At 38.9% G+C, this 21023-nt stretch carries 19 protein-coding genes; 18 read left to right on the top strand and 1 reads right to left on the bottom strand.

Translation table 11 applies throughout. The features are described 5' to 3' along the window. The first annotated feature begins 7 nt into the window (after positions 1 to 7). The 12 genes from OZX59_RS02770 to OZX59_RS02715 all read left to right on the top strand — a co-directional run bounded on the left by OZX59_RS02770 (position 8) and on the right by OZX59_RS02715 (position 14065). Positions 8 to 937, top strand: a complete 930-nt coding sequence (locus OZX59_RS02770; protein ID WP_277126619.1) for an alpha/beta hydrolase — start codon at positions 8 to 10, stop codon at positions 935 to 937. Between the two features lie 56 nt (positions 938 to 993). After that, positions 994 to 3450, top strand: a complete 2457-nt coding sequence (locus tag OZX59_RS02765; RefSeq protein WP_277126618.1) for a glycoside hydrolase family 2 TIM barrel-domain containing protein — start codon at positions 994 to 996, stop codon at positions 3448 to 3450. A gap of 99 nt (positions 3451 to 3549) precedes the next feature. Beyond that, on the top strand, positions 3550 to 4164 hold the full coding sequence (gene gmk, locus OZX59_RS02760; RefSeq protein ID WP_277126617.1) for a guanylate kinase: 615 nt from the start codon (positions 3550 to 3552) through the stop codon (positions 4162 to 4164). 2 nt (positions 4165 to 4166) lie between these two features. Then, the gene (gene rpoZ / locus OZX59_RS02755; RefSeq protein WP_277126616.1) at positions 4167 to 4385 is read left to right on the top strand and encodes a DNA-directed RNA polymerase subunit omega; all 219 of its coding nucleotides are present in this window, start codon (positions 4167 to 4169) and stop codon (positions 4383 to 4385) included. Positions 4386 to 4447: 62 nt separating this feature from the next. Further along, complete coding sequence (priA, locus tag OZX59_RS02750) at positions 4448 to 6847, top strand: primosomal protein N' (protein WP_277126615.1); 2400 nt, start codon at positions 4448 to 4450, stop codon at positions 6845 to 6847. Between the two features lie 13 nt (positions 6848 to 6860). Continuing rightward, positions 6861 to 7805, top strand: a complete 945-nt coding sequence (fmt, locus tag OZX59_RS02745; RefSeq protein ID WP_277126614.1) for a methionyl-tRNA formyltransferase — start codon at positions 6861 to 6863, stop codon at positions 7803 to 7805. After that, on the top strand, positions 7798 to 9114 hold the full coding sequence (gene rsmB / locus OZX59_RS02740; protein ID WP_277126613.1) for a 16S rRNA (cytosine(967)-C(5))-methyltransferase RsmB: 1317 nt from the start codon (positions 7798 to 7800) through the stop codon (positions 9112 to 9114). The genes fmt and rsmB overlap by 8 nt, the downstream gene beginning before the upstream one ends. Before the next feature lie 3 nt (positions 9115 to 9117). Then, positions 9118 to 9867 carry a Stp1/IreP family PP2C-type Ser/Thr phosphatase gene (locus OZX59_RS02735; protein ID WP_277126612.1) on the top strand — a complete coding sequence of 250 codons (750 nt, stop codon included), beginning with the start codon at positions 9118 to 9120 and terminating at the stop codon, positions 9865 to 9867. Next, on the top strand, positions 9864 to 11831 hold the full coding sequence (gene pknB, locus OZX59_RS02730) for a Stk1 family PASTA domain-containing Ser/Thr kinase (RefSeq protein WP_277126611.1): 1968 nt from the start codon (positions 9864 to 9866) through the stop codon (positions 11829 to 11831). Before OZX59_RS02735 ends, pknB begins: the two co-directional genes overlap by 4 nt. Beyond that, positions 11831 to 12721 (top strand): ribosome small subunit-dependent GTPase A, encoded by an 891-nt coding sequence (gene rsgA / locus OZX59_RS02725; RefSeq protein ID WP_277126978.1) that lies wholly within the window; start codon positions 11831 to 11833, stop codon positions 12719 to 12721. The genes pknB and rsgA overlap by 1 nt, the downstream gene beginning before the upstream one ends. Positions 12722 to 12731: 10 nt before the next feature. Beyond that, positions 12732 to 13382 (top strand): ribulose-phosphate 3-epimerase, encoded by a 651-nt coding sequence (rpe, locus tag OZX59_RS02720; protein ID WP_277126610.1) that lies wholly within the window; start codon positions 12732 to 12734, stop codon positions 13380 to 13382. Then, positions 13379 to 14065, top strand: a complete 687-nt coding sequence (locus OZX59_RS02715; protein WP_277126609.1) for a thiamine diphosphokinase — start codon at positions 13379 to 13381, stop codon at positions 14063 to 14065. The genes rpe and OZX59_RS02715 overlap by 4 nt, the downstream gene beginning before the upstream one ends. A gap of 98 nt (positions 14066 to 14163) precedes the next feature. Here OZX59_RS02715 and rpmB read toward each other — a convergent pair whose 3' ends face one another. Then, positions 14164 to 14349, bottom strand: coding sequence for a 50S ribosomal protein L28 (rpmB, locus tag OZX59_RS02710; protein WP_277126608.1), 186 nt, complete (start codon positions 14347 to 14349; stop codon positions 14164 to 14166). A 168-nt stretch (positions 14350 to 14517) separates the two neighbouring features. On the opposite strand from rpmB, the gene OZX59_RS02705 reads away from it, so the two are divergent. The 6 genes from OZX59_RS02705 to OZX59_RS02680 all read left to right on the top strand — a co-directional run bounded on the left by OZX59_RS02705 (position 14518) and on the right by OZX59_RS02680 (position 21018). Next, a complete protein-coding gene (locus OZX59_RS02705; protein WP_277126607.1) occupies positions 14518 to 14880 on the top strand; it encodes an Asp23/Gls24 family envelope stress response protein in 363 nt (120 codons plus the stop codon). A gap of 21 nt (positions 14881 to 14901) precedes the next feature. After that, positions 14902 to 16560 carry a DAK2 domain-containing protein gene (locus tag OZX59_RS02700; RefSeq protein ID WP_277126606.1) on the top strand — a complete coding sequence of 553 codons (1659 nt, stop codon included), beginning with the start codon at positions 14902 to 14904 and terminating at the stop codon, positions 16558 to 16560. A gap of 3 nt (positions 16561 to 16563) precedes the next feature. Beyond that, positions 16564 to 18597 (top strand): ATP-dependent DNA helicase RecG, encoded by a 2034-nt coding sequence (gene recG, locus OZX59_RS02695; protein ID WP_277126605.1) that lies wholly within the window; start codon positions 16564 to 16566, stop codon positions 18595 to 18597. A 19-nt stretch (positions 18598 to 18616) separates the two neighbouring features. Beyond that, positions 18617 to 19615: a phosphate acyltransferase PlsX gene (gene plsX, locus OZX59_RS02690; protein ID WP_277126604.1), complete on the top strand. Its 999-nt coding sequence runs from the start codon at positions 18617 to 18619 to the stop codon at positions 19613 to 19615. A gap of 18 nt (positions 19616 to 19633) precedes the next feature. After that, a complete protein-coding gene (gene acpP, locus OZX59_RS02685) occupies positions 19634 to 19876 on the top strand; it encodes an acyl carrier protein (protein ID WP_277126603.1) in 243 nt (80 codons plus the stop codon). A 122-nt stretch (positions 19877 to 19998) separates the two neighbouring features. Beyond that, positions 19999 to 21018 carry an ABC transporter ATP-binding protein gene (locus OZX59_RS02680; protein ID WP_277126602.1) on the top strand — a complete coding sequence of 340 codons (1020 nt, stop codon included), beginning with the start codon at positions 19999 to 20001 and terminating at the stop codon, positions 21016 to 21018. Positions 21019 to 21023: the final 5 nt, after the last annotated feature.

The raw sequence follows: 21023 nt of genomic DNA, 5'->3' as shown, positions 1-21023 counted from the left end.
TCTAATTATGAAAATCAAAAAAATAAACTTAGTAAAAGATAATCCTGAGGTCACGCTAACAACATATTTGCTAGCTGATTCACCGGAAATGCTTGCTGGTAAAGCTCGTCCGGCAATTATTATTTGTCCTGGTGGTGGCTATTTTAATTGTTCTGATCGTGAAGCTGAACCAGTAGCAATGTATTTTGCAAGTCAGGGTTATCATGCCTTTGTTCTGCGTTATTCTACTTATCAAACGGGCGAACTAACGATGCCTGATTTATCTAAGCCACTGCCAGTAAAAGAGGCATCACTATATCCTAGGCAAATTCGCGAATTAGGCCAAGCGATGTTATTAATTAAGCAAAATGCAAGTGATTGGCAAGTTGATCCTGATCAAATTGGGGTCTGCGGATTTTCGGCTGGTGGTAATGTGGCAGCATTATATGCTACTCGTTATAATGAAGCAGTTTTGACAGATTATCTTCAAGTCACTGTGCAACAACTGCGACCTGCTTTTGCTATTACTGGTTATGCATTAACTGATTACCACTTACTAGATCGCGATCTGGCAAAACAAACATCTGGTATGGATGCAGCATTTATGAAGGCTTCAAATGTAGCATATTTAGGTAAAGAATTTCCTGATTACGAATTAGAAGCCTCGGTTAGTCCTATTGATCATGTTGACTCACAAACTCCGCCATTTTTTATTTGGACAACATCAACTGATCAGCTTGTTTCGGCAGGTCATTCTTTAAATTTGGCTAGTGCTTTAGCCAAAGCCAACATACCTTACGAAATTCATATTTTTGGTGAAGGTGAACATGGTTTAAGTTTGGCTATGCAGGCAACTAGTCAGGTAAAGAGTCAAATCGAACCAGCAGTTAGTGAGTGGACGCATTTATGTGCCAAATGGCTAACCAAGCGATTTCCTTTAAACTTAGTAGAAAAATAATAAAGCGCGCTGTTTAGCGCACTTTTTTGTTAATTAAAATCAAAGAATGGATAATTATGAAAAAAGAAAATTGGAATAAAAATTGGCGTTTTTGGATTGAAGAAAATTCTTTTCAATTAATTTGGACAACACCCAAAAATGCTCGTGAGGTGACTTTGCCGCATGACGCCATGATTGAACAGCAACGTAACCCACATAGCAAGAATGGTAGTAATACCGGTTTTTATGATGGAGGTAGTTTTGTTTATACCAAGTCCTTGTATGTGGCTAGTTCACAAGCTGAGCAAAATATCCAGCTTGAATTTGAAGGCGTCTATAAAAATGCGCGCGTCTTTGTTAATGGTCAATTGGCTGGAGGAAACGACGATGGCTATTCAACCTTTTATGTTCCATTAAATGACTTTCTTAAATATGATGATGAAAATGAAATTCGGGTGCAGGTTAAGAATGATGCGGTTCCTAATAGTCGGTGGTATTCCGGTTCGGGGATTTATCGCGATGTCTACTTGCTAGTTGGTGGCTGCGCGTATATTAGTCCTGATAGAGTATCAGTCAAGACAGTTGAGTGTAATCGTGATCTAGCTACCTTACAAGCCGAAGTAGAACTAGTTAATAGTATCGCTAAAAGTGACTACAATTTGCGAATTAATTTGTTTGATGACCAACAGAAATTACTTGCCAAAACGCAAGCGCCGATTACTCTATTTGCTAATGAAACCAGAAAGGTTAAGCAAAGAATCTACTTGAAGCACCCCCAGCTTTGGGATGCCGAACATCCTCACCAATATTTGGTAACGTTTGAATTATTCCAAAATAAAACCTTGGTTGACAGTAGTAAAACAAAGATTGGTATTAGAAAATTAAGTTTAGATCCAGTTAATGGCTTGATGGTTAACGGCCAAGCTATTAAATTGCGTGGTGCCGGCATTCATCATGATAGCGGCTTACTTGGAGCAATGACAACTGAAAAAAATGCTTACCGCCAAATTGATTTATTAAAACAGGCTGGTTTTAATGCTATTAGAATGGCTCATCAACCAGCTGCCCCGGCACTACTGCATGCATGTGATGAATTAGGAATGTACGTTTTGGATGAAACTTTTGATATGTGGAATAGGAGTAAGTCAGATTATGATTACAGCTTAACGTTTAAGACTAATTGGCGTGAAGTTGTTAGCGCAATGGTTAGGAAAGACTATAATCATCCATCTGTAATTCTGTATTCGATTGGTAATGAAATCCCAGAAATTGCAACGGATCAAGGGTTGCAACTCTGTAATCAAATTTGCACTCTGATTGGTGAATTAGATGATACACGGTTTTCGCTAGCTGCAGTTAATGGACTTTATACTGTTGGTAGTGATTTAACCAAGATTATTGCTGAAGTAACTAAGGCAAATGAAGCTAAAGATGTCGGTCAGCAAAATATTAACGAACTGATGACCTATATGGATAAATATTTAGATCAAATTGTGACCAATTCGGCGATTTCTGAGCAGCTAACCAAGGTGGCAGCTCAGACTGATTTAATTGGTTATAACTATATGACTGCGCGATATCTAAAAGATACTAAAGAACATCCAGAACGAATAATTGTTGGCTCAGAAACTTATCCGCCAGAAATTGCTCGCAATTGGCAGCTAGTTGAAAAGTTACCGCAAGTTATTGGTGATTTTACTTGGACTGGCTGGGATTACTTAGGAGAAAGTGGAGTAGGAATTCCTAGCTATCAACCAGGTGATGGCGGATTTGGTGCCCAGTATCCAGCATTAACCAGCGATGTGGGAGATATTGATATTACCGGATTTAGAAGACCATTGTCGTATTATCGTGAGATTGTGTTTGGACTACGTAAACAGCCATATTTAGCAGTCCAAAATCCACATCATTATGGTCAGCAGGTTGATTTAACGCCGTGGGTGATGAGCGATACTGTTAGTAGTTGGTCATGGAACTTGCCTGAAAATGCCAAGACCATTGTTGAGGTATATAGCGGGGGCGATGAAGTTGAATTGCTGTTAAATGGTCGAAGCCAAGGGAAAAAGCCGGCTGGTTCAGCAGTTAATTATCGGACGCTATTTGAAGTTGGCTATGTGCCTGGAACCCTAACTGCCATAACTTACGAGCATGGAGCAGTTATTAGTCAAACTGAGTTAGTTTCTGCAAGTAAAGTTGCTAAAATAGCTTTAACAGCGGAAACAAAGTATAATTGCAAAGATTTTCATGAAAGTCATAACTTAGCTTATATTGATGTTGATTTGTGTGATAAAGACAATCGAATTATAACTGACGATGATCATGCCTTTACTGTCCAAGCAATTGAAGACAATGTGCAAATCATGGTTGTCGGCAGCGGTGATCCTAAACCTGATATATCTTTTAATCAGGAAAAGAGCCGCACTTATCATGGTCATGCCTTAATTATTCTTGAATTGCCAGATTCGAAGACAGCTAAATTACGGGTAACGTTAGAAAATGGCCTTATTACTGAAAAAAATATTAAGCTTATTTGAAATTCACCGGTCGATATTTCCTAAAAAATTGTCTGAACTTGAAAATATGGTGCATTTAGTGCAAACTAGACTTATTAGCTTTTTATAGGGGAGTATGGCATGGCAGATAAAGGTTTATTACTTGTCCTTTCAGGTCCTTCGGGAGTTGGTAAGGGAACTGTTAAAAGTGCAATTGTTGAAAATAAGGTTTTTCCATTTGAATATTCGGTTTCGATGACTACTCGTAAGCCGCGACCAGGTGAAGTTGATGGTAAAGACTATTATTTTGTAAGTAATGAGCGTTTTGAAAAGGCAATTCACCAAGGCGAGTTGCTGGAGTATAATAAGTATGTTGACCACTATTATGGAACACCTTTAAAGCCAGTTAATAAGATGCTGGATCAAGGTAAAGATGTTTTACTAGAGATTGATGTTAATGGGGCGCGTAAAGTACGTGAAAAAATGCCTGATGGGGTTTACATTTTTTTAACCCCACCGGATTTACATACTTTACATCTCCGTTTGGAAAATCGAGGCACTGAACCTGAAGATGTGATTAATGGCCGTATTAAGCAGGCACGGCAGGAAATTTTGGTCATGCAAGATTATGATTATGCAGTAGTTAATGACACAGTGGCTAATGCGGTTGATCATATTAAATGTATTGTTGAAGCAGAACACGTTAGTGTCAAGCGAGTAATTGATACTTACCGCAAAATGGTAAGGGAGGACTAAAGATGAGAGTTACATATCCATCAATTGATAAATTATTAGCACAGGTTGATTCGCGCTATTCATTATCAGTTTTAGCTGCTAAACGAGCACACGAATTAGAGGCTGGTGATCCAGAAGCTTTAAAGCACTACAAGTCGCAGAAGCCAGTTGGCAAAGCACTGGAAGAAATTGAAGCTGGTAAAGTTAAAGTTTCTTCAAAAAATAGTGATGTTGATCAGTAAGTGATCAAAGTTGATGACTTCCATCCACGAGTGATGGAGGTCATTTTTTGCAAGGTGATTAAATGATTGCTCAAGTTATTGTAGACATTGCAGCCAAACAAACTGATCGTATTTTTGAATATCAAGTACCTGCTGCAATTGGTGAAGTTGAAATTGGTTCACGGGTTGTTGTGCCATTTGGTAAGCGAAAGCTGCAAGGTTTCGTCGTTGGGTTAAGTAAGACGAGTAATTTTCAAGGAAAGCTGAAGGATTTATTACTAGTGGTTGATGAAATGCCTCCGCTAACACCTGAGCTAGTAGAATTGTCACAAACATTGGCTAAGCAAATCTTTACATATCGAATCACAATCCTTAAGGCCATGTTACCACGGGTTATGCGGGCTAATTACCGCAAAATTCTAATACCAATTTCGCAAGCAGCCAAAGAATTGCCGCTTTTTCATGACCAGGTACTGGACTTGTCGCAGGTCAGCGATCCTCAAGAAATTGCGACTATTCGCCAATTATTGCGTACGGATGATGTTAAAATTGAATATTTAGTTGAAAATAAGGCTAAGGTTAAAACTCAAAATCAGTATTCTTTAGCATTGTCTAAAGCAGAATATGTTGAGCTCTACGAACAATTGCGTAAAAATGCGGTGAAGCAGCAGCAGCTGTTAATGGATATTATTACTAATTATGGAGATTACCCCAAAACTCAAGCTCAAATTGCAGCTACTGCGCAAGTTGATACTACAACTGTAACGACTGCGGTTAAAAAAGGTTGGTTGAAGCGATCTGCAATTGAAGTTTTTCGTGATCCTTTGGCTGCTTTTACTCAAGAAGATAGTAAAAAAACTCAAATCGAATTAAATGCAGACCAAACGGCTGCACTTAAACAAATTAATCCAGTAATTAGGCAGCAACAAGCACAAACTTTTTTGTTAGAGGGGATCACGGGTAGCGGTAAGACTGAAGTTTATCTACATGCAATTAGTGAGACGCTAGATAATGGACGCAATGCATTAATGCTTGTACCGGAAATCTCCTTAACACCGCAAATGGTGGCACAGGTAAAGGCGCGGTTTGGCAATCAAGTAGCTGTTTTACATAGTGGCTTATCAGATGGCGAATCATACGATGAATGGCGTAGAATTCGCCGCGGCAGTGTTCGGGTAGTGGTTGGTGCTCGTAGTGCGGTTTTTGCCCCGCTAACCAATATTGGACTGATTGTGATTGATGAAGAACATGAGGCTTCCTATAAGCAAGAGGACAATCCGCGTTACCATGCTCGGGATGTTGCACTTTGGCGCAGTCAATACCATCATTGTCCCATGCTGTTAGGCAGTGCAACGCCTTCACTTGCCAGTCGTGCCCGTGCTCAAAAAGGGGTTTATCACTTGTTGAAATTGAACAAACGAGCTAATCAAAAGCAACTTCCAGAGGTTAAAGTGCTAGATTTGCGAAAAGCAGCCTTTACTGATAATCAATTTGATTTATCACTTGAATTGCTTGAGGCGATTAAGACTCGCATAGCTAACAAAGAACAGGTAATTTTGTTGCTCAATCGGCGAGGATTTGCTAATTTCATGCTGTGCCGAGAATGTGGCTATGTGATGCAGTGCCCGAACTGTGACCTTTCGCTAACAATGCATAAAGATACTAATCAAATGCAGTGTCATTATTGTGGCTATCAGACGGCCATTCCAAACCAATGTCCCAATTGTCAAAGTAAAAAAATTCGGTTTATGGGTACTGGGACTCAGAAGGTCCAAGAAGAACTAATGTCGCTATTGCCTCAAAGTCGCATCTTACGCATGGATGTTGATACTACTAGACGTAAGGGTTCGTTTAAAAAAATTCTAGATGCTTTTGGCAATCACGAAGCAGATATTTTACTAGGAACGCAGATGATTGCTAAGGGATTAGACTTTCCTGATGTGACCTTGGTTGGTGTGATTAATGCTGATACGGGGCTGTGGGTACCAGATTATAATGCTGCAGAGCGGACATTTGAATTATTAACTCAGGTAGCTGGGCGATCTGGTCGTGCAGAAAAGCCAGGAGAAGTTATTGTGCAGACTTTTAATCCTGATCATTACGCAATAAAATTGGCACAAACTCAAGATTATGAACGCTTTTATGCTTATGAGATGCGTATGCGGCATGCAGGCAACTATCCACCGTATTTTTATACAATTTTAATTTCGATTGCTGCCAAAAAAGAGCAAAATGCTGCTCGGGAGGCTTTTAAAATCAAGCGCAAATTACAAAATCAGTTATCACAGGAAGTAATTATTTTAGGACCAACTCCGAGTGCAATTTCTCGTCTAAAAAATCAATATTATTACCAAATACTGGTAAAATATAAAAGAGCAGATAACCTAAATGTACTTTTGCATCAGATTCAAGATTCTGCGCAAGAAGTAAAAAAATATGGCTTAAACATCTATATTGACAATGAGCCAGAACGAATTATGTAAAGGAGTAATGTTAATGACATCAGTTATTTTTATGGGAACACCGGAATTTTCCGTACCAATTTTAAAAGGATTGGTTGATAATGATTACCAAGTTAAGGCAGTTGTTACTCAGCCAGATAAAAAGGTTGGTCGCAAGCAAAAAGTCACTAAGACACCAGTTAAACGATTAGCTGAAGAATTAAAATTACCAGTTTATCAACCAGTAAAATTATCTGGTTCACCCGAGGTTGCAGAATTAATTGCAATGAACGCTGATTTAATTGTGACAGCAGCGTATGGCCAATTTTTGCCTAGCAAGTTTTTGGCTTCAGTCAAGATTGCAGCTGTTAATGTCCATGGCTCACTGCTGCCTAAGTATCGCGGTGGCGCGCCAGTGCAGTATGCAATCATGAATGGTGATCAAAAGACTGGCATCACAATTATGGAAATGGTCAAGCAGATGGATGCGGGTGATATTTATTCTCAAGCAGAAATTGAGATTGCTGAAGATGATACTACTGGTAGCATTTTTAACAAGCTTTCACTGATTGGGCGTGATTTACTCCTCAAAACTCTACCGCAGATTATCGCTGACCCTAAAAAGAAGCAACCCCAGAATAGTGATGAAGTGATTTTTTCACCTAATATCAGTAAGCAGCAGGAACAGATTAAGTCCGAGATGACAGCTGCACAAGCTAATAACTTAATCCGCGCTCTTAATCCTAATCCCGGTGCATATCTCATGCTAGCGGGCAAACGGGTTAAAGTTTGGCGTGGGGCAGTTAGTGCAGAAAAAACTGATCTGCCTCAAGGCAGTTTAGTGGCTAACAATGGTCGGTTTGCGCTTAGTTTTGCTAATCAGACTGTGTTAGATTTGCTAGAAGTACAACCAGCAGGTAAGAAAAAAATGCCAATTGCTGCCTTTTTAAATGGTCAAGGTAGTAAGTTTAAAGTAGGGATGCAGATTATTGATGACTAAGACGGCGCGAGCAGTTGCTTTAGAGACTTTGATACGGGTTTTTAAAACAAATTCATATTCCAACATTAGCTTAAATAACAGCTTGCATGAAGCACAGCTATCACAAGCGGATCGTAATTTGGTAACTCGGCTAGTTTATGGGACGATTCAAAACAAAATTTATTTGGAATATCAATTGCATGATTTAGTTAAAACTAAACTTAGAGAAGATTATCTCTGGCCATTATTGCTGATGTCTGCTTACCAAATCATGTTACTTGATAAGGTTCCCAATCGAGCAACTTTAAATGAAGCTAATATCCTGGCTAAGCAGTTTGGAAAATTGCATTCGGCAGGTTTTAAAATTGTTAATGGCATTTTAAGATCTTTAATTCGTCGCGGAGAAGTGCTACCAGCTAAAACTGACCATATTGCTTATCTAAGTATCAAGGAAAGCGTACCGGAATGGCTGGTTAAATATTTCATTAAGAATTGGGGAATAGAGCGTACTAGTGGTATGCTCGCTAGTATTAATTTACCGGCTAAAAATACGGTGCGTCTATCGCCTAATGCTGGCGCGGCTACAACAATTGAGCTGCAAAAATTAGGTTTTGCACCAGTAGAATCTGATCTGAGTGCTTCTGAGCTAATTTTGAGTCATGGTGGAGTTAGTGAAACTAGCTTATTTAAAGACGGAAAATTGACAATTCAAGACGAAGCTGCTAGTTTGGCAGTAAGTGCTTTCAATTTTACTGGCAAAGAAGCAGTACTGGATAGTTGCAGTGCTCCAGGTGGTAAGACTGTCCAAATCGCGCAGCAATTAACAACTGGCAACGTAACGGCTCTTGATATTCATGCTAAAAAATTACGTTTGGTTCAAGAAACTGCTGCTAGAATGCATGTTGCAGATAAAGTAACTGTCAAGGCAATTGATGCTCGCAAAGCACAAGAAGAATTTCAATATGGACAATTTGATAAAATTTTAGTTGATGCGCCTTGTTCTGGCCTAGGACTACTGCGGCGTAAACCGGAAATCCGTTATACTAAAAAGTTAGCTGATTTGACAAATTTGCAAAAGATCCAGTTAGATATTCTTGACCAGGTTAGTTCCTTATTAAAAATAGGTGGCGAATTGGTCTACTCAACTTGTAGCATTGCGTTAGAAGAAGATGAGCAGGTAGTTGCAGCTTTTTTAGCGCAGCATTTCCAATTTAGACTGCAGCCTTTTAATACAGGAAAAATTGCGGCACCTACGGGAGAATTAAAGATTCTGCCAGATAGTTATAATAGTGATGGTTTTTTCATCGCTAAGTTTGTAATGCGAGGTTAAGTTTTGATCAAAACAGCTTTCGCTTCAAGTATCGGACGGATACGAAAAAGCAATCAAGATTTTGTACAAGTTTTTAAAAATAAAAGTGGTGCTACCTTGGCTATCGTATGTGATGGCATGGGGGGACATCAAGGCGGGGATGTTGCTTCTACAATGGCTGTGCGCCATTTAGGACACAGTTTTACTACCACCGATTTTAATGATTGTGCCAAAAGTCGTAAATGGTTGGAAGTGCAACTAAACTATGAAAATGAAACTATTTTAAAAACTGCGGATCGTTTTCCCGATTTAAATGGCATGGGAACGACGATTGTTTTAGCGGCATTTTTTGATGACGAAGTACTTATTGCTCATCTGGGTGATTCGCGCGCTTATAGCTATGTAGCGGGGAATTTTACTCAATTAGTTGAAGACCATTCGTTAGTTAATGAATTAGTTAAGATTGGTCAAATTACCAAGCAACAGGCAAAAGATCATCCTCAAAAAAATATTATTACGCAGGCATTAGGAGTTTCTAGTACCATTGATCCAGAATATCGTCAACTCAAATTACATGATGGTGATATTATTTTGCTATGTACTGACGGTTTGACTAATTCGCTGGATGATCCCCAAATTCAACAAATTCTGGCAACTAAGGATTTGTCTTTAAAAGAACGTTGTTATAAGTTAATTAATGAAGCAAATCGTTTGGGTGGTGGTGATAACATTACTGTTTGCCTCATTGCCAGCGAAGGTGGTGATGAAGCGTGATCAATAAGGGCTACATGCTTGGAGATCGTTATCGCATTCTGGATACCTTAGGCGAAGGCGGAATGGCTAATGTTTATTTAGCTGAAGATATTATATTGCAGCGCAAAGTTGCAGTAAAAATTTTACGTCTTGACTTACAAAAAGAGCCACAGACAATTGCTCGATTTCAACGTGAGGCATTGGCTACTAGTGAGCTCAGTCATCCTAATATTGTCATGGTACTGGATGTGGGCAGTGATCAAGGGTTGCCTTATATGGTGATGGAATATGTTGATGGTCCAGATCTAAAAGATTATATTCGTCGTAACTCACCACTGGATTTGCATGATGTCATTAGTATTATGGACCAAATTTTGAGCGCAATGATCTTGGCGCATAAACATGATGTGATTCACCGTGACCTTAAGCCACAGAATATTTTAATGGATCAACATGGCAACATTAAAATTGCTGATTTTGGCATTGCGGTTGCGCTAAATCAAAATTCAATTACTCAGACTAATTCTGCAATTGGTTCGGTGCATTATATGTCTCCCGAGCAAACTCGTGGCGGATTAGTTACCAAACAGTCCGATATTTATTCACTAGGGATTATCCTTTATGAATTGATTACTGGTTCTGTTCCCTTTAATGGGGATACTGCGGTAGCGATTGCGCTTAAGCATGCTCAAGAACCGATACCAGAAATTAAGGCCCAGGGTACTGGTAGCGTGCCCCAAGCGTTGGAAAATGTTGTTCTAAGGGCAACAGCTAAGGATCCGAGAGACCGATACCATACAGCACAAGAAATGCAAGCAGATTTAGATACAAGTTTAAGTCCTACGCGTGCGCATGAAGCTGTTTTTATCCCGACTCATGGATTTAGCAATGACGAAACTATTGTTCTGCCTAATTTTAAACAAAGGCAAACTGACACTCAAGATGAAACCACAGAATCTAAATCTGATCAGACAAAAGTTCCTAAACCAGGATTTTTACAAAATTTGCGCAATCATAAATGGTGGTGGCTATTTGTTGGGTTAGCGGCAATCGTGGTTGTTGTGATGATGGTGTTTGCACTCAATAATAACCAGCCGCGTGTGGTGCGCATTCCTGACGTGACTAACCTAACTACTAAAATGGCGCGTAAACGAATTGAAAAGTCAGGTTTAAAGATCGGTCAAATTAAGCATAAAAATTCTGACACAATTACTAAGGGCAAAATAATAAAAACCTCTCCGCCAGCTGGTGCCGAAATAAAACGTGGTCGCTATATTGATTTGTACGTGTCTGATGGTGCCGGGATGGCGCGGGTGCCTGATGTTACTGGTATGGACTATGATGATGCAGTTGCAAAATTAGAAAAACTGGGTTTTGAAGTTATTCGCGAAAATCAATATTCTGCTAGCGTACCAGACGACCATGTCATCGCACAGAGTATTGCGGCTGATGTAGAAGTTAAACCAGCGCAAACGACGATTACACTCAGTGTTTCTAAAGGTCGAAGCGAAGAAGTTCATAATACTATCAAGCTGAAAAACTTGAAAAATTATACACTTAAATCCGCACAAGCGTATGCTAGTCAACATGGTTTAACATTGCAGGTAACATCTACTTATTCTGACAAGGTTAAAAAAGGATTAATTATTTCGATGAGTCCTGCTGCAGGAACTGAAGTTCAGCGTGGTAATACAATAACGGTTAGTGTATCACAGGGACCTAAAGAGGATAAAGGCGCCGCGGCAATTAAGACGTTTACTGTTAATTATGAAGAAAAAAATGATGATGACGACGACAATAAACGAGGAAATCATGTCCAAATTTACATTGCTGACGACAACCATTCATCAAGTAATATTTATCGTGATCTTTATATTAAACGTGATACCAATTTTTCAATTCCATTTTCACTTAAAGATGGTGCCGGCCAGTTGCGAGTTGTGCGCGATGGACAAACAATTTTAAATGAAAAGGTGAATAAATGATTAGGCAGGCTGAAGGCATAGTTGTTGGATTGATTGCTGGCTTTTATGATGTGCAAACTGATAGTGGATTAGTACGGACAAGGGCGCGTGGAGTTTTTCGACAGAAAAAGCAGAAACCTACTGTTGGCGACCGAGTTAAAATTCAGGTTGACGAGCATGGGATGAGCTATTTAGTTGAAATTTTGCCGCGATTAAATTTAATTGGCCGGCCTGCTGTTGCTAATGTTAATCATGTCTTGCTAGTCATTTCTGCAATAGAACCTGATTTTTCATTGGTTTTGTTAGATCGCTTTCTAACCTTTTTTGCTTGGCAAGATGTGACTGTTAGTTTATATTTATCAAAAAGTGATTTGGCTAATGAGCAACTGCTAACGAAAATTAAGGCAGATTTAACCTATTATGAACAAATTGGGTATCCAGTTTTTACTGATTGGCAGACTTTGGAACAAAAGTTACCAACTATGATTGCTCCTGAGCAGATTTGGACGTTAGCAGGTCAGTCTGGAGCAGGTAAATCTACTTTGATTAATCATCTTAAGCAAGGATTGCAACAGGAAACAGCTGCCATTTCTACTAGTTTAAATCGGGGTAAGCACACAACGAGGACTGTCCAATTATTTAGTTTGGGCCAAGGCTTTTTAGCTGATACACCAGGATTTTCTGCGATTGACTTAACACCGATTAAGGTTAATGAAGTAGGAAAATATTTTTTAGAGTTTAAAAAAGCTAGTTCTAAGTGTAAGTTTCGTAGCTGCCAACATTTAAAAGAACCAGGTTGTGAAGTTAAGAAATTAGTTGAAAGTGGTCAGATTAAGCAAAGCCGATATGATGATTACCTCACGATTCGTTCTGAAATTGAACACGATAAATTACCTGAATATTTAAAGTAAAGGAGACAAAATGTTAATTGCACCATCAATCTTAAATGCCGATAATTTAAATTTGCAGTCAGAATTAACAACTGCTATCAAAGCTGGAGTTAGCCGATTTCATATTGATATTATGGATGGTCACTTTGTGCCTAACTTGTCTTTTGGTCCGCAACTGGTTAGCGATTTTAAGGAAAAATTTCCGCAAATTAATGCTGAAATTCACTTAATGAGTGATCAACCGCAAACTTTAGTACCTGCTTTTGTGCAAGCCAAAGCCGATTTGGTTGAATTACATTATGAAGCTATGAGTGAAGAAGAGCTTGATCATTGGCTAAATTATCTGCTTGACCATGGCGTTAAGACGGGAATTGTGCTTAGTCCAGATACCCCGGTGGAAGTCTTAACTAAATTTGTTGACAAAATTGATCAAGTACTAGTGATGACAGTTTATCCTGGTTTTGGTGGACAAAAGTTTTTACCTAAATCCAGTGACAGAATTCAAGCTGTTAGGCAAATTGTTCCAGATAAAGTTTCAATTGAAGTAGATGGTGGGATTAATGCACAAACTGCACAAATTGCTAAACAAGCAGGTGCCGACATTTTTGTCGCTGGGTCTTATATTTTTCAAACTGGAACTATTACTGATCAGATAGCTAAGTTAACGGAGATATTGCAATGAAGGCAATCGCTTTATTAGGTGGTCCAGAGAATAAGTGGCCAGCAGACCTTAAGCAGCAGTTATTGCTAGCTCGAAAAAAGCAGGTTTTATTAATCGGAGTTGATCGAGGCAGTATCTTGTTAGAAGAACTAGGGTTTGTTCCCGACTTAGCAGTTGGTGACTTTGATTCGCTCAAACCAAAAGAATTGGCTCAAATTGAGGCTAATGTTAGCGATATTCGGTATTCGGCAGCTGCTAAGGATTTTACGGATACCGAATTAATGATTAGATATGCTTTTGAAGATTATCAGGTTGATTCATTAACAATGTATGGCGCAACTGGTGGCAGAATTGACCATTTTTTAAATAATTTTTTGATGTGTTTGCATCCGCAAATGAGACCCTTTGCTGAAAAGATGGTGTTAATTGATGAACAAAATGCAATTAGTTTTTATAATCCTGGTCAACACCGAGTGCAACGAATAGCGGGGTACTCTTATTTTGGCGTTGCCACATTAACGGCAGTGACCGATTTGAACATTAAACATGCTAGATATGATTTAGAACATTATTGTCGTGATTATCCGGTCTCATTTAGTTCCAACGAGTTTTTGCCAGTTAGTAATGATTTTGAGCTTTCCTTTGCTAAGGGAGTGGTGGCAGTCATTCAGGCCAAAGACCTAGATCGCTTTCAAAATATTTAACAATTAAAAAGCTGATGAAGAGTATGTTACTTCATCAGCTTTTTAGTTAAACTATTATTAACAAAAAAGCTAACAGAAAATACTGTTAGCTTTTTTAATTATGCGCGGGTAACTTTACCAGATTTCAAAGTTTTAGTTGAAACCCATACACGCTTTGGCTTACCGTCAACAAGAATACGAACTTTTTGAAGGTTTGGCTTCCAAGTACGCCGACTTGAATTCAATGAGTGAGAACGGGTGTTACCAAAAGCAGTCTTCTTACCTGTAATATAATCTTTTGCCATTTGCTAAACCTCCTTTATTGTGTTTTCATACTAATCTAAGATAGCATAACTCAAAAGGCATTGCAACCGCAAAAGTATTTTTTTACATCAAAGGATTTTTAAGTTTATCGGCGATTACTATGATAAAATAGATTTATATATCAAAATTAATGAGATGGAGGATAAACAATGGCTGTTAAAATCAAAACAAAAACAGGTTTGATTGATATTTCAAACGGTGTAATTGCAACCGTCGTGGGTAGTGCAGCTACTTCAAATTATGGTGTAGTTGGCATGGCCTCAAAAAATGCCATTCGCGATGGTTTCGACGGTATTCTTAATCGAGCAAATTATCGGCGTGGTGTTGTTGTCCAATCAGAAGATAATGAAATTACAGTTGATGTCTATATTGTCGTAGGTTATGGCTTGAAGATTTCTGAAGTTAGTCGTAATGTTCAAGACAGCGTTAAATTCAACTTGAAGAATCAGCTGGGGATTGATACCAAGGCTGTTAATGTGATTGTTCAGAGTGTTAAAGTACTTGATGAATAATCAAGTCGGAGGTTAAGAATATTGGTTTTAAAGGAAATAGATAGCAAAAAATTTCGAGATATGGTGCGGGTAGCGACTCATAGAATGAGTCAAAACGCTGAATTCGTTGATTCATTGAATGTTTTTCCGGTTCCAGACGGTGATACAGGGACTAACATGAATTTAACTATTGAAAGTGGTGCTAAAGCTGTTGCCCAGAATACTAGTGCAAGTGTTGGTGATTTAACTGAAAGTTTGGCTAAGGGCATGTTAATGGGCGCTCGCGGCAATAGTGGTGTTATCTCCTCGCAACTTTTCCGTGGAATTTATAAAGCTACCCAAGGTATGCAGACTTTGAACGCACAAGAGCTAGCTAATGCTTTTTCTAATGGAGTGGCTACCGCTTATAAGGCAGTGATGAAACCTGTTGAAGGAACAATCCTGACAGTTGCTAGAGTTGCTGCCCAAGAAGGTGCTAACAAGGCTAATGAAACTGATGATGTTGAAGAAGTAATGGCTGCCATTGTTAATGGTGCCAAAGAATCTTTAAAGACAACGCCAGATTTATTGCCTGTTCTTAAACAAGTTGGCGTCGTTGACTCAGGTGGTCAGGGCTTGCTCTTTATATATGAGGGCTTCTTAGAAGGGCTGCTTGGCGAGAATTTTGCTGATAAATATCAACCTGATAAAGGTGAAATGGATGAAATGATCAATGCCATGCATCACCAATCAGTGCAATCTCAGTTAGCTACGCAAGATATTGCTAATGGTTATTGTACAGAAATTATGGTTGATTTAACTGCCGATGTTCCTAATAAAAAGCCATTTGATTTAGAAGAATTTCGCAGCCATTTATCAGAGCTTGGTGATTCGCTTTTGGCGGTTTCTGATAATGAAGTTGCTAAAGTTCATGTTCATACAGAGTATCCAGGTCAAGTTTTCGCTTATGGTAGCCAGTTTGGACAATTAGGTAAAATCAAGATTGACAATATGCGAATTCAGCATGAAACAATTGTCAATGATAGTGAGCATAAGCAAGCAGATGTTGATTTTGCTGTAATTGCGGTTGCTTCAGGTAATGGTGTTCGGAAACTCTTTGAAAGTGAAGGCGTCAATCGTATCATTTCTGGTGGGCAAACGATGAACCCATCGACTCAGGACATTATCGATGCAATTAAGAAGTCTGGCGCACAAAAAGCAATCGTTCTGCCTAATAACGGTAATATTGTGATGGCGGCTAAGCAGGCGGCTGAGGTTAGCGATATTCCTGTTGGTATTGTTCCATCTAAGACAATTTCACAAGGCTTGACGGCAATGTTATCTTTTGATGCAGATGCTTCTTTAGATGAAAATGTTGAAAACATGACTGCTGAGCTTGAGATGGTTGTTTCGGGGGAAGTAACTAAAGCTAACCGGGATACAGTTATCAACGAGGTTGAAATTCATCAAAACGATTACCTTGGAATTGTTGATGGTGATATTCAAGTTGCAGAATCTGAGTTAATTCCAGCAACTGTTAAAATGGTTGAAAAGATGGTAGATGAGGATTCGGAAATCATTACCATTATTTATGGTCGAGACGCTAATCAGAAGCAGGCAGAACAAGTAATAGCTGCTCTTAAACAGCAGTATGCTGATTTCGAATTCGAAGTTCATGATGGCGGCCAACCAGTTTACGATTTCTTGGTTTCCGTTGAATAGCTAATGAATACAACATTATTTGCTCCTGTGACTGATTTAAAGGGTGTTGGTACTAAGACAGCTGCAGCTTTGGGTAATCTAGGAATTTATAGTATTTATGATTTATTATTTTATTTCCCTTTTCGCTATGATGAATTGCAGACGATGCCGCTTGATCAGATCATGGATGGTCAAAAAGTAATGCTTAAAGGAATTGTTGCAACTGCACCTTTTGTTAGTCGTTTTGGCTACAAAAAGAGTCGGCTCAGTTTTAAATTAAGAATTGACCATGATGTTGTCATGGTCAATTTTTTTAATCAGCCATGGCTTAAAGATAAGGTAGAAGTTGCTCAAGAAGTTGCGATATATGGCAAGTATAATGCAGCCAAACAGAGTCTATCGGCCTTTAAATTTGTCGCTGCTAAAGAAAATGATAGTGGGATGGCGCCAATTTATCCGGTTAATCAGCATATTAAACAAAAAAAGTTAGTTGATCTGATTAATTTGGCTTTAACGGATTTTTTGGAGCAAGTGGAAGATATTGTACCAGTTGAAGTTCGGCAAAAGTATCGTTTACTGCCTGAGCAAGAAATCATTTCGAAGATGCACCATCCCAAAAATGGACATGAAGTAAAACAGGCTAAGCGCAGTGCTACTTTTCGGGAATTTTTTATTTTTCAAACAGAGCTGGCTCAGCTAACACATGGAAACCAGCAAAAGCAAGGTAGTGCAAAAAAGTATGATTTGGCTCAGGTGGCTAAATTAACTGCTTCATTGCCATTTGAATTGTCGAAAGATCAAAAACAGGTGATCAATGAAATTTTTGCTGATTTGCATTCTGATAAGCAAATGCAGCGGCTTTTGCAGGGTGATGTTGGTTCAGGTAAAACTGTTGTAGCAGTCTATGCGATTTTTGCGGCAATTACAGCTGGTTTTCAAGTTGCGTTAATGGTACCAACTGAAATCTTGGCTACTCAGCACTTTAGAAAAATTGATGAATTGTTGCGGCCACTCGGGGTAAGAGTTGCTTTGCTTACCGGAACAACCAAAACTTTAGAGCGTCGAGAAATTTACCAAGAATTAACGGATGGTACAATTAATGTGGTGATTGGCACACATGCGCTAATTCAGGATAAAGTGATTTTTAAGCAGCTGGGCTTAGTGATTATTGATGAGCAACATCGCTTTGGCGTAAATCAGCGGCAGGCTTTAATTAATAAAGGGAATCATCCTGACGTTTTGACGATGACAGCCACGCCGATTCCGCGGACACTAGCGCTAACGGTTTATGGTCAGACGACTGTTTCTGAAATTCGTCATTTGCCTGCTGGGCGCAAGCAAATTAAATCAGCTTGGAAAACAAGTAGCCAGTTAGATGAGGTCTATCAGCTAATGCAGCATCAGCTTGATCAAGGATTTCAGATTTATGCAGTTACTCCGTTAATTTCAGAATCCGAGGCAATTGATTTAAAAAATGCTGAAGAACTCTTGACTAAACTTAGTCATGATTTTCCGCAGCAAAAAGTTGTATTACTGCATGGGCAAATGCCAGGTATTAAAAAAGATGAGATAATGACGTCCTTTGCAGCTGGTGAGATTGATATTTTAGTGGCAACTAGTGTCATTGAAGTCGGAGTTGATGTAGCTAATGCTAATATGATGGTGATCTATGATGCGGATCGCTTTGGTCTAAGTCAACTGCATCAATTGCGCGGACGAATTGGACGTGGTACAACGCAAAGTTATTGTGTCTTTGTTGCTGATCCGAAAACGCAGGCTGGTAAAAGTCGGATGAAAGTTGTTGCAGACACAACTGATGGTTTTAAATTGGCTAAGGAAGATCTTAAACTGCGTGGCGAGGGCGATCTATTTGGCAAGGCGCAATCAGGATTGCCAGAATTTCAAGTTGGTAATGTGGTTAATGATTATGAAACTCTGGTAGTTGCTCAAAAGGTTGCACAGAATTTAATTGCCCAAGACCCGACTCTTACACGAAATGATCATCAAGTTTTAAAAGAAGTGTTAGAATATAAAAAGTTGCAACAAGGCAGGACTTAGGAGGAATTGGATAATTAAAATGAGAACAATTGCGATCGATGCCATGGGCGGCGAAAATGCACCAGAAGCAATCGTTAAGGCGGTTTTGCAAGTCAAAACAGAATTAACGCAAACCAACTTTATTTTGTTTGGTGATGAAACTAAAATCAAGCGGTTGCTAGATTCGGATACGGAGCGAGTAGAAGTAGTAGGGACTACTGAGGTTATCAATGACGAAGATGAACCAGTTAAAGCGATTCGCAATAAGAAGGATTCATCCTTGGTGGTTGCAGCTCAATATGTTAAAGCGGGTAAGGCTGATGCATTGTTGTCACTAGGTAATACCGGGGCATTGTTGTCTTGCGGAATTTTTATTATTGGTCGCATTAAGGGGGTAGCTCGCCCAGGCCTAATGCCGACGTTGCCAGTTAAAAACTCAGATGATGGCTTCAATATGATTGATGTTGGGGCTAATGCCAAGAGTAAACCTGAGTATATTCTTAATTGGGCACAAATGGCAGTCTACTATGCTGAAAAAATTCGGGGTGTGTCAAATCCGCGAGTTGCCTTACTTAATAACGGTGCTGAAAGTGATAAGGGTGATGATGTTCACCAACAAGCTTATCAATTGCTGCTAGATAGTGATTTGAATTTTATTGGCAATATCGAGGGTAATGAATTGCTGGAGGGAAAAGCCGATGTGGTTGCCACAGACGGCTTTACTGGGAATGCAATTTTAAAGAATATTGAAGGTACTTCCAGTGTTTTAATCCATATGCTTAAAGATAGTTTGCTAAATAATGGTTTGTTTACTAAATTAGGTGCTCTGCTAATCAAGAAGGCGCTCAAAGGTTTAATTTCAAAATTTGATACTTCTAAATATGGCGGTGCTGTATTATTGGGAGTTAATGCGCCAATTGTGAAAACGCATGGCCGCTCTGATCAGCGGGCAATCTATTACACGCTTAAACAAGTTGATAAGATTTTATCAGAAAAGATTATTGATGATTTTAAAGCAGAATTTGCAACAAAAAAATAAATAGAGGAGAAATATACAATGAGTGAAACAGAAATTTTTACAAAAATTAGGGATATCTTAGCAGATAATTTTGAAGTTGATGCAAGCAAGATTACCAATGAAACTAACTTTACCAGCGATTTGGATGCTGATTCAATTGACTTGGTAGAATTTATTTTGCAATTAGAAGATGAATTTGGTGCTGAAATTCCAGATGAGGATGCTGAAAAGATTAAAACCGTTGGTGATGCAGTCAGTTATGTTACCGCACACCAACAGTAATTTTGCCAAAAAATCATTTTAAGGTTTGCATGGAGCCTAATAGATGTTTATAATTATAATTTAAATAAATTTATTAAATATCTTTAATGAATTATTGGAAAATTTGAGAGGGGAAATGAACTTTGGAAAAACAAAGTGATCTCTTACTAGATATCCAGCATATGCATACTGCATATCGTTTACAAGGTAAGTTTTATGATGCCGCAGATGATATCAATATTACTCTGAAGCGTGATGAGATTTTATCAATTGTAGGTGAATCTGGCTGTGGTAAGAGTACAATTGCTGCAAGCATTATTGGCTTGTACGACCATAAAAATACAAAAGTAACCGGTGATATTTTATATAATGAATTGAACTTGGTAGGCTTGAATGAGTCTTTGTTTGATAAAATTCGCGGTAATAAGATTGGTATGATCTTCCAAGATCCTCTTGCAAGTTTAAACCCATTAATGCGAGTTGGTGATCAAGTTGCTGAAACACTCTATTATCATACAGATATGAATGAAAAAGAGCGTCACAGTCGTGTAATTGAATTATTTAATCAAGTTGGAATGCCGCAACCAGAAGAAATGTTTGCGATGTATCCTCATGAATTATCCGGTGGATTGCGGCAGCGGGTCGTTATTGCGATGGCAATTGCATGTAAACCAGAAATTATTATTGCAGATGAGCCAACTACTGCCTTAGACGTTACGATTCAAGCTCAGATTTTAGACCTATTAGAAGATATTCAGCAGCAAACACACTCTGGAATTATTTTAATTACTCACGATTTAGGCGTAGTAGCTGAAACAGCTGACGAAGTTGCAGTTATGTATGCAGGACAAGTAGTTGAAAAGGCTGATGTTAAGACTATTTTTGCAAATCCGCTGCATCCATATACGCGTTCTCTGCTCAATTCCATGCCGCAGTCTGATGATGAAGACGAAGATTTGCACGTAATTCAAGGGACTGTGCCATCATTGCAAAAGATGCCGCGTGAAGGTGATCGGTTTGCATCTAGAATTCCGTGGATTCCTGAAAGTAGTCACGAAAAAGATCCAGTCATGCACGAAGTCGAACCTGGTCATTGGGTAAGATGTACTTGCTGGAAGACGTTCCACTTTCAAGACCAAGATGCAGTAGCAAGTGGGGAGTAGAATTT

Source organism: Lactobacillus sp. ESL0681 (assembly GCF_029392835.1).
Taxonomy (GTDB): Bacteria; Bacillota; Bacilli; order Lactobacillales; family Lactobacillaceae; genus Lactobacillus.
This window is presented reverse-complemented; position numbering and strand designations above follow the sequence as displayed.

What these genes read in the sequence shown, in the direction of transcription:
- rsmB (WP_277126613.1), top strand. Translation starts at nt 7,798, where the DNA reads ATGACTAAGACGGCGCGAGCAGTTGCTTTAGAGACTTTGATACGGGTT.
- priA (WP_277126615.1), top strand. Translation starts at nt 4,448, where the DNA reads ATGATTGCTCAAGTTATTGTAGACATTGCAGCCAAACAAACTGATCGT.
- OZX59_RS02715 (WP_277126609.1), top strand. Translation starts at nt 13,379, where the DNA reads ATGAAGGCAATCGCTTTATTAGGTGGTCCAGAGAATAAGTGGCCAGCA.
- fmt (WP_277126614.1), top strand. Translation starts at nt 6,861, where the DNA reads ATGACATCAGTTATTTTTATGGGAACACCGGAATTTTCCGTACCAATT.
- plsX (WP_277126604.1), top strand. Translation starts at nt 18,617, where the DNA reads ATGAGAACAATTGCGATCGATGCCATGGGCGGCGAAAATGCACCAGAA.
- OZX59_RS02705 (WP_277126607.1), top strand. Translation starts at nt 14,518, where the DNA reads ATGGCTGTTAAAATCAAAACAAAAACAGGTTTGATTGATATTTCAAAC.
- rpoZ (WP_277126616.1), top strand. Translation starts at nt 4,167, where the DNA reads ATGAGAGTTACATATCCATCAATTGATAAATTATTAGCACAGGTTGAT.
- OZX59_RS02770 (WP_277126619.1), top strand. Translation starts at nt 8, where the DNA reads ATGAAAATCAAAAAAATAAACTTAGTAAAAGATAATCCTGAGGTCACG.
- rpmB (WP_277126608.1), bottom strand. Translation starts at nt 14,349, where the DNA reads ATGGCAAAAGATTATATTACAGGTAAGAAGACTGCTTTTGGTAACACC.
- recG (WP_277126605.1), top strand. Translation starts at nt 16,564, where the DNA reads ATGAATACAACATTATTTGCTCCTGTGACTGATTTAAAGGGTGTTGGT.
- gmk (WP_277126617.1), top strand. Translation starts at nt 3,550, where the DNA reads ATGGCAGATAAAGGTTTATTACTTGTCCTTTCAGGTCCTTCGGGAGTT.
- rpe (WP_277126610.1), top strand. Translation starts at nt 12,732, where the DNA reads ATGTTAATTGCACCATCAATCTTAAATGCCGATAATTTAAATTTGCAG.
- OZX59_RS02765 (WP_277126618.1), top strand. Translation starts at nt 994, where the DNA reads ATGAAAAAAGAAAATTGGAATAAAAATTGGCGTTTTTGGATTGAAGAA.
- acpP (WP_277126603.1), top strand. Translation starts at nt 19,634, where the DNA reads ATGAGTGAAACAGAAATTTTTACAAAAATTAGGGATATCTTAGCAGAT.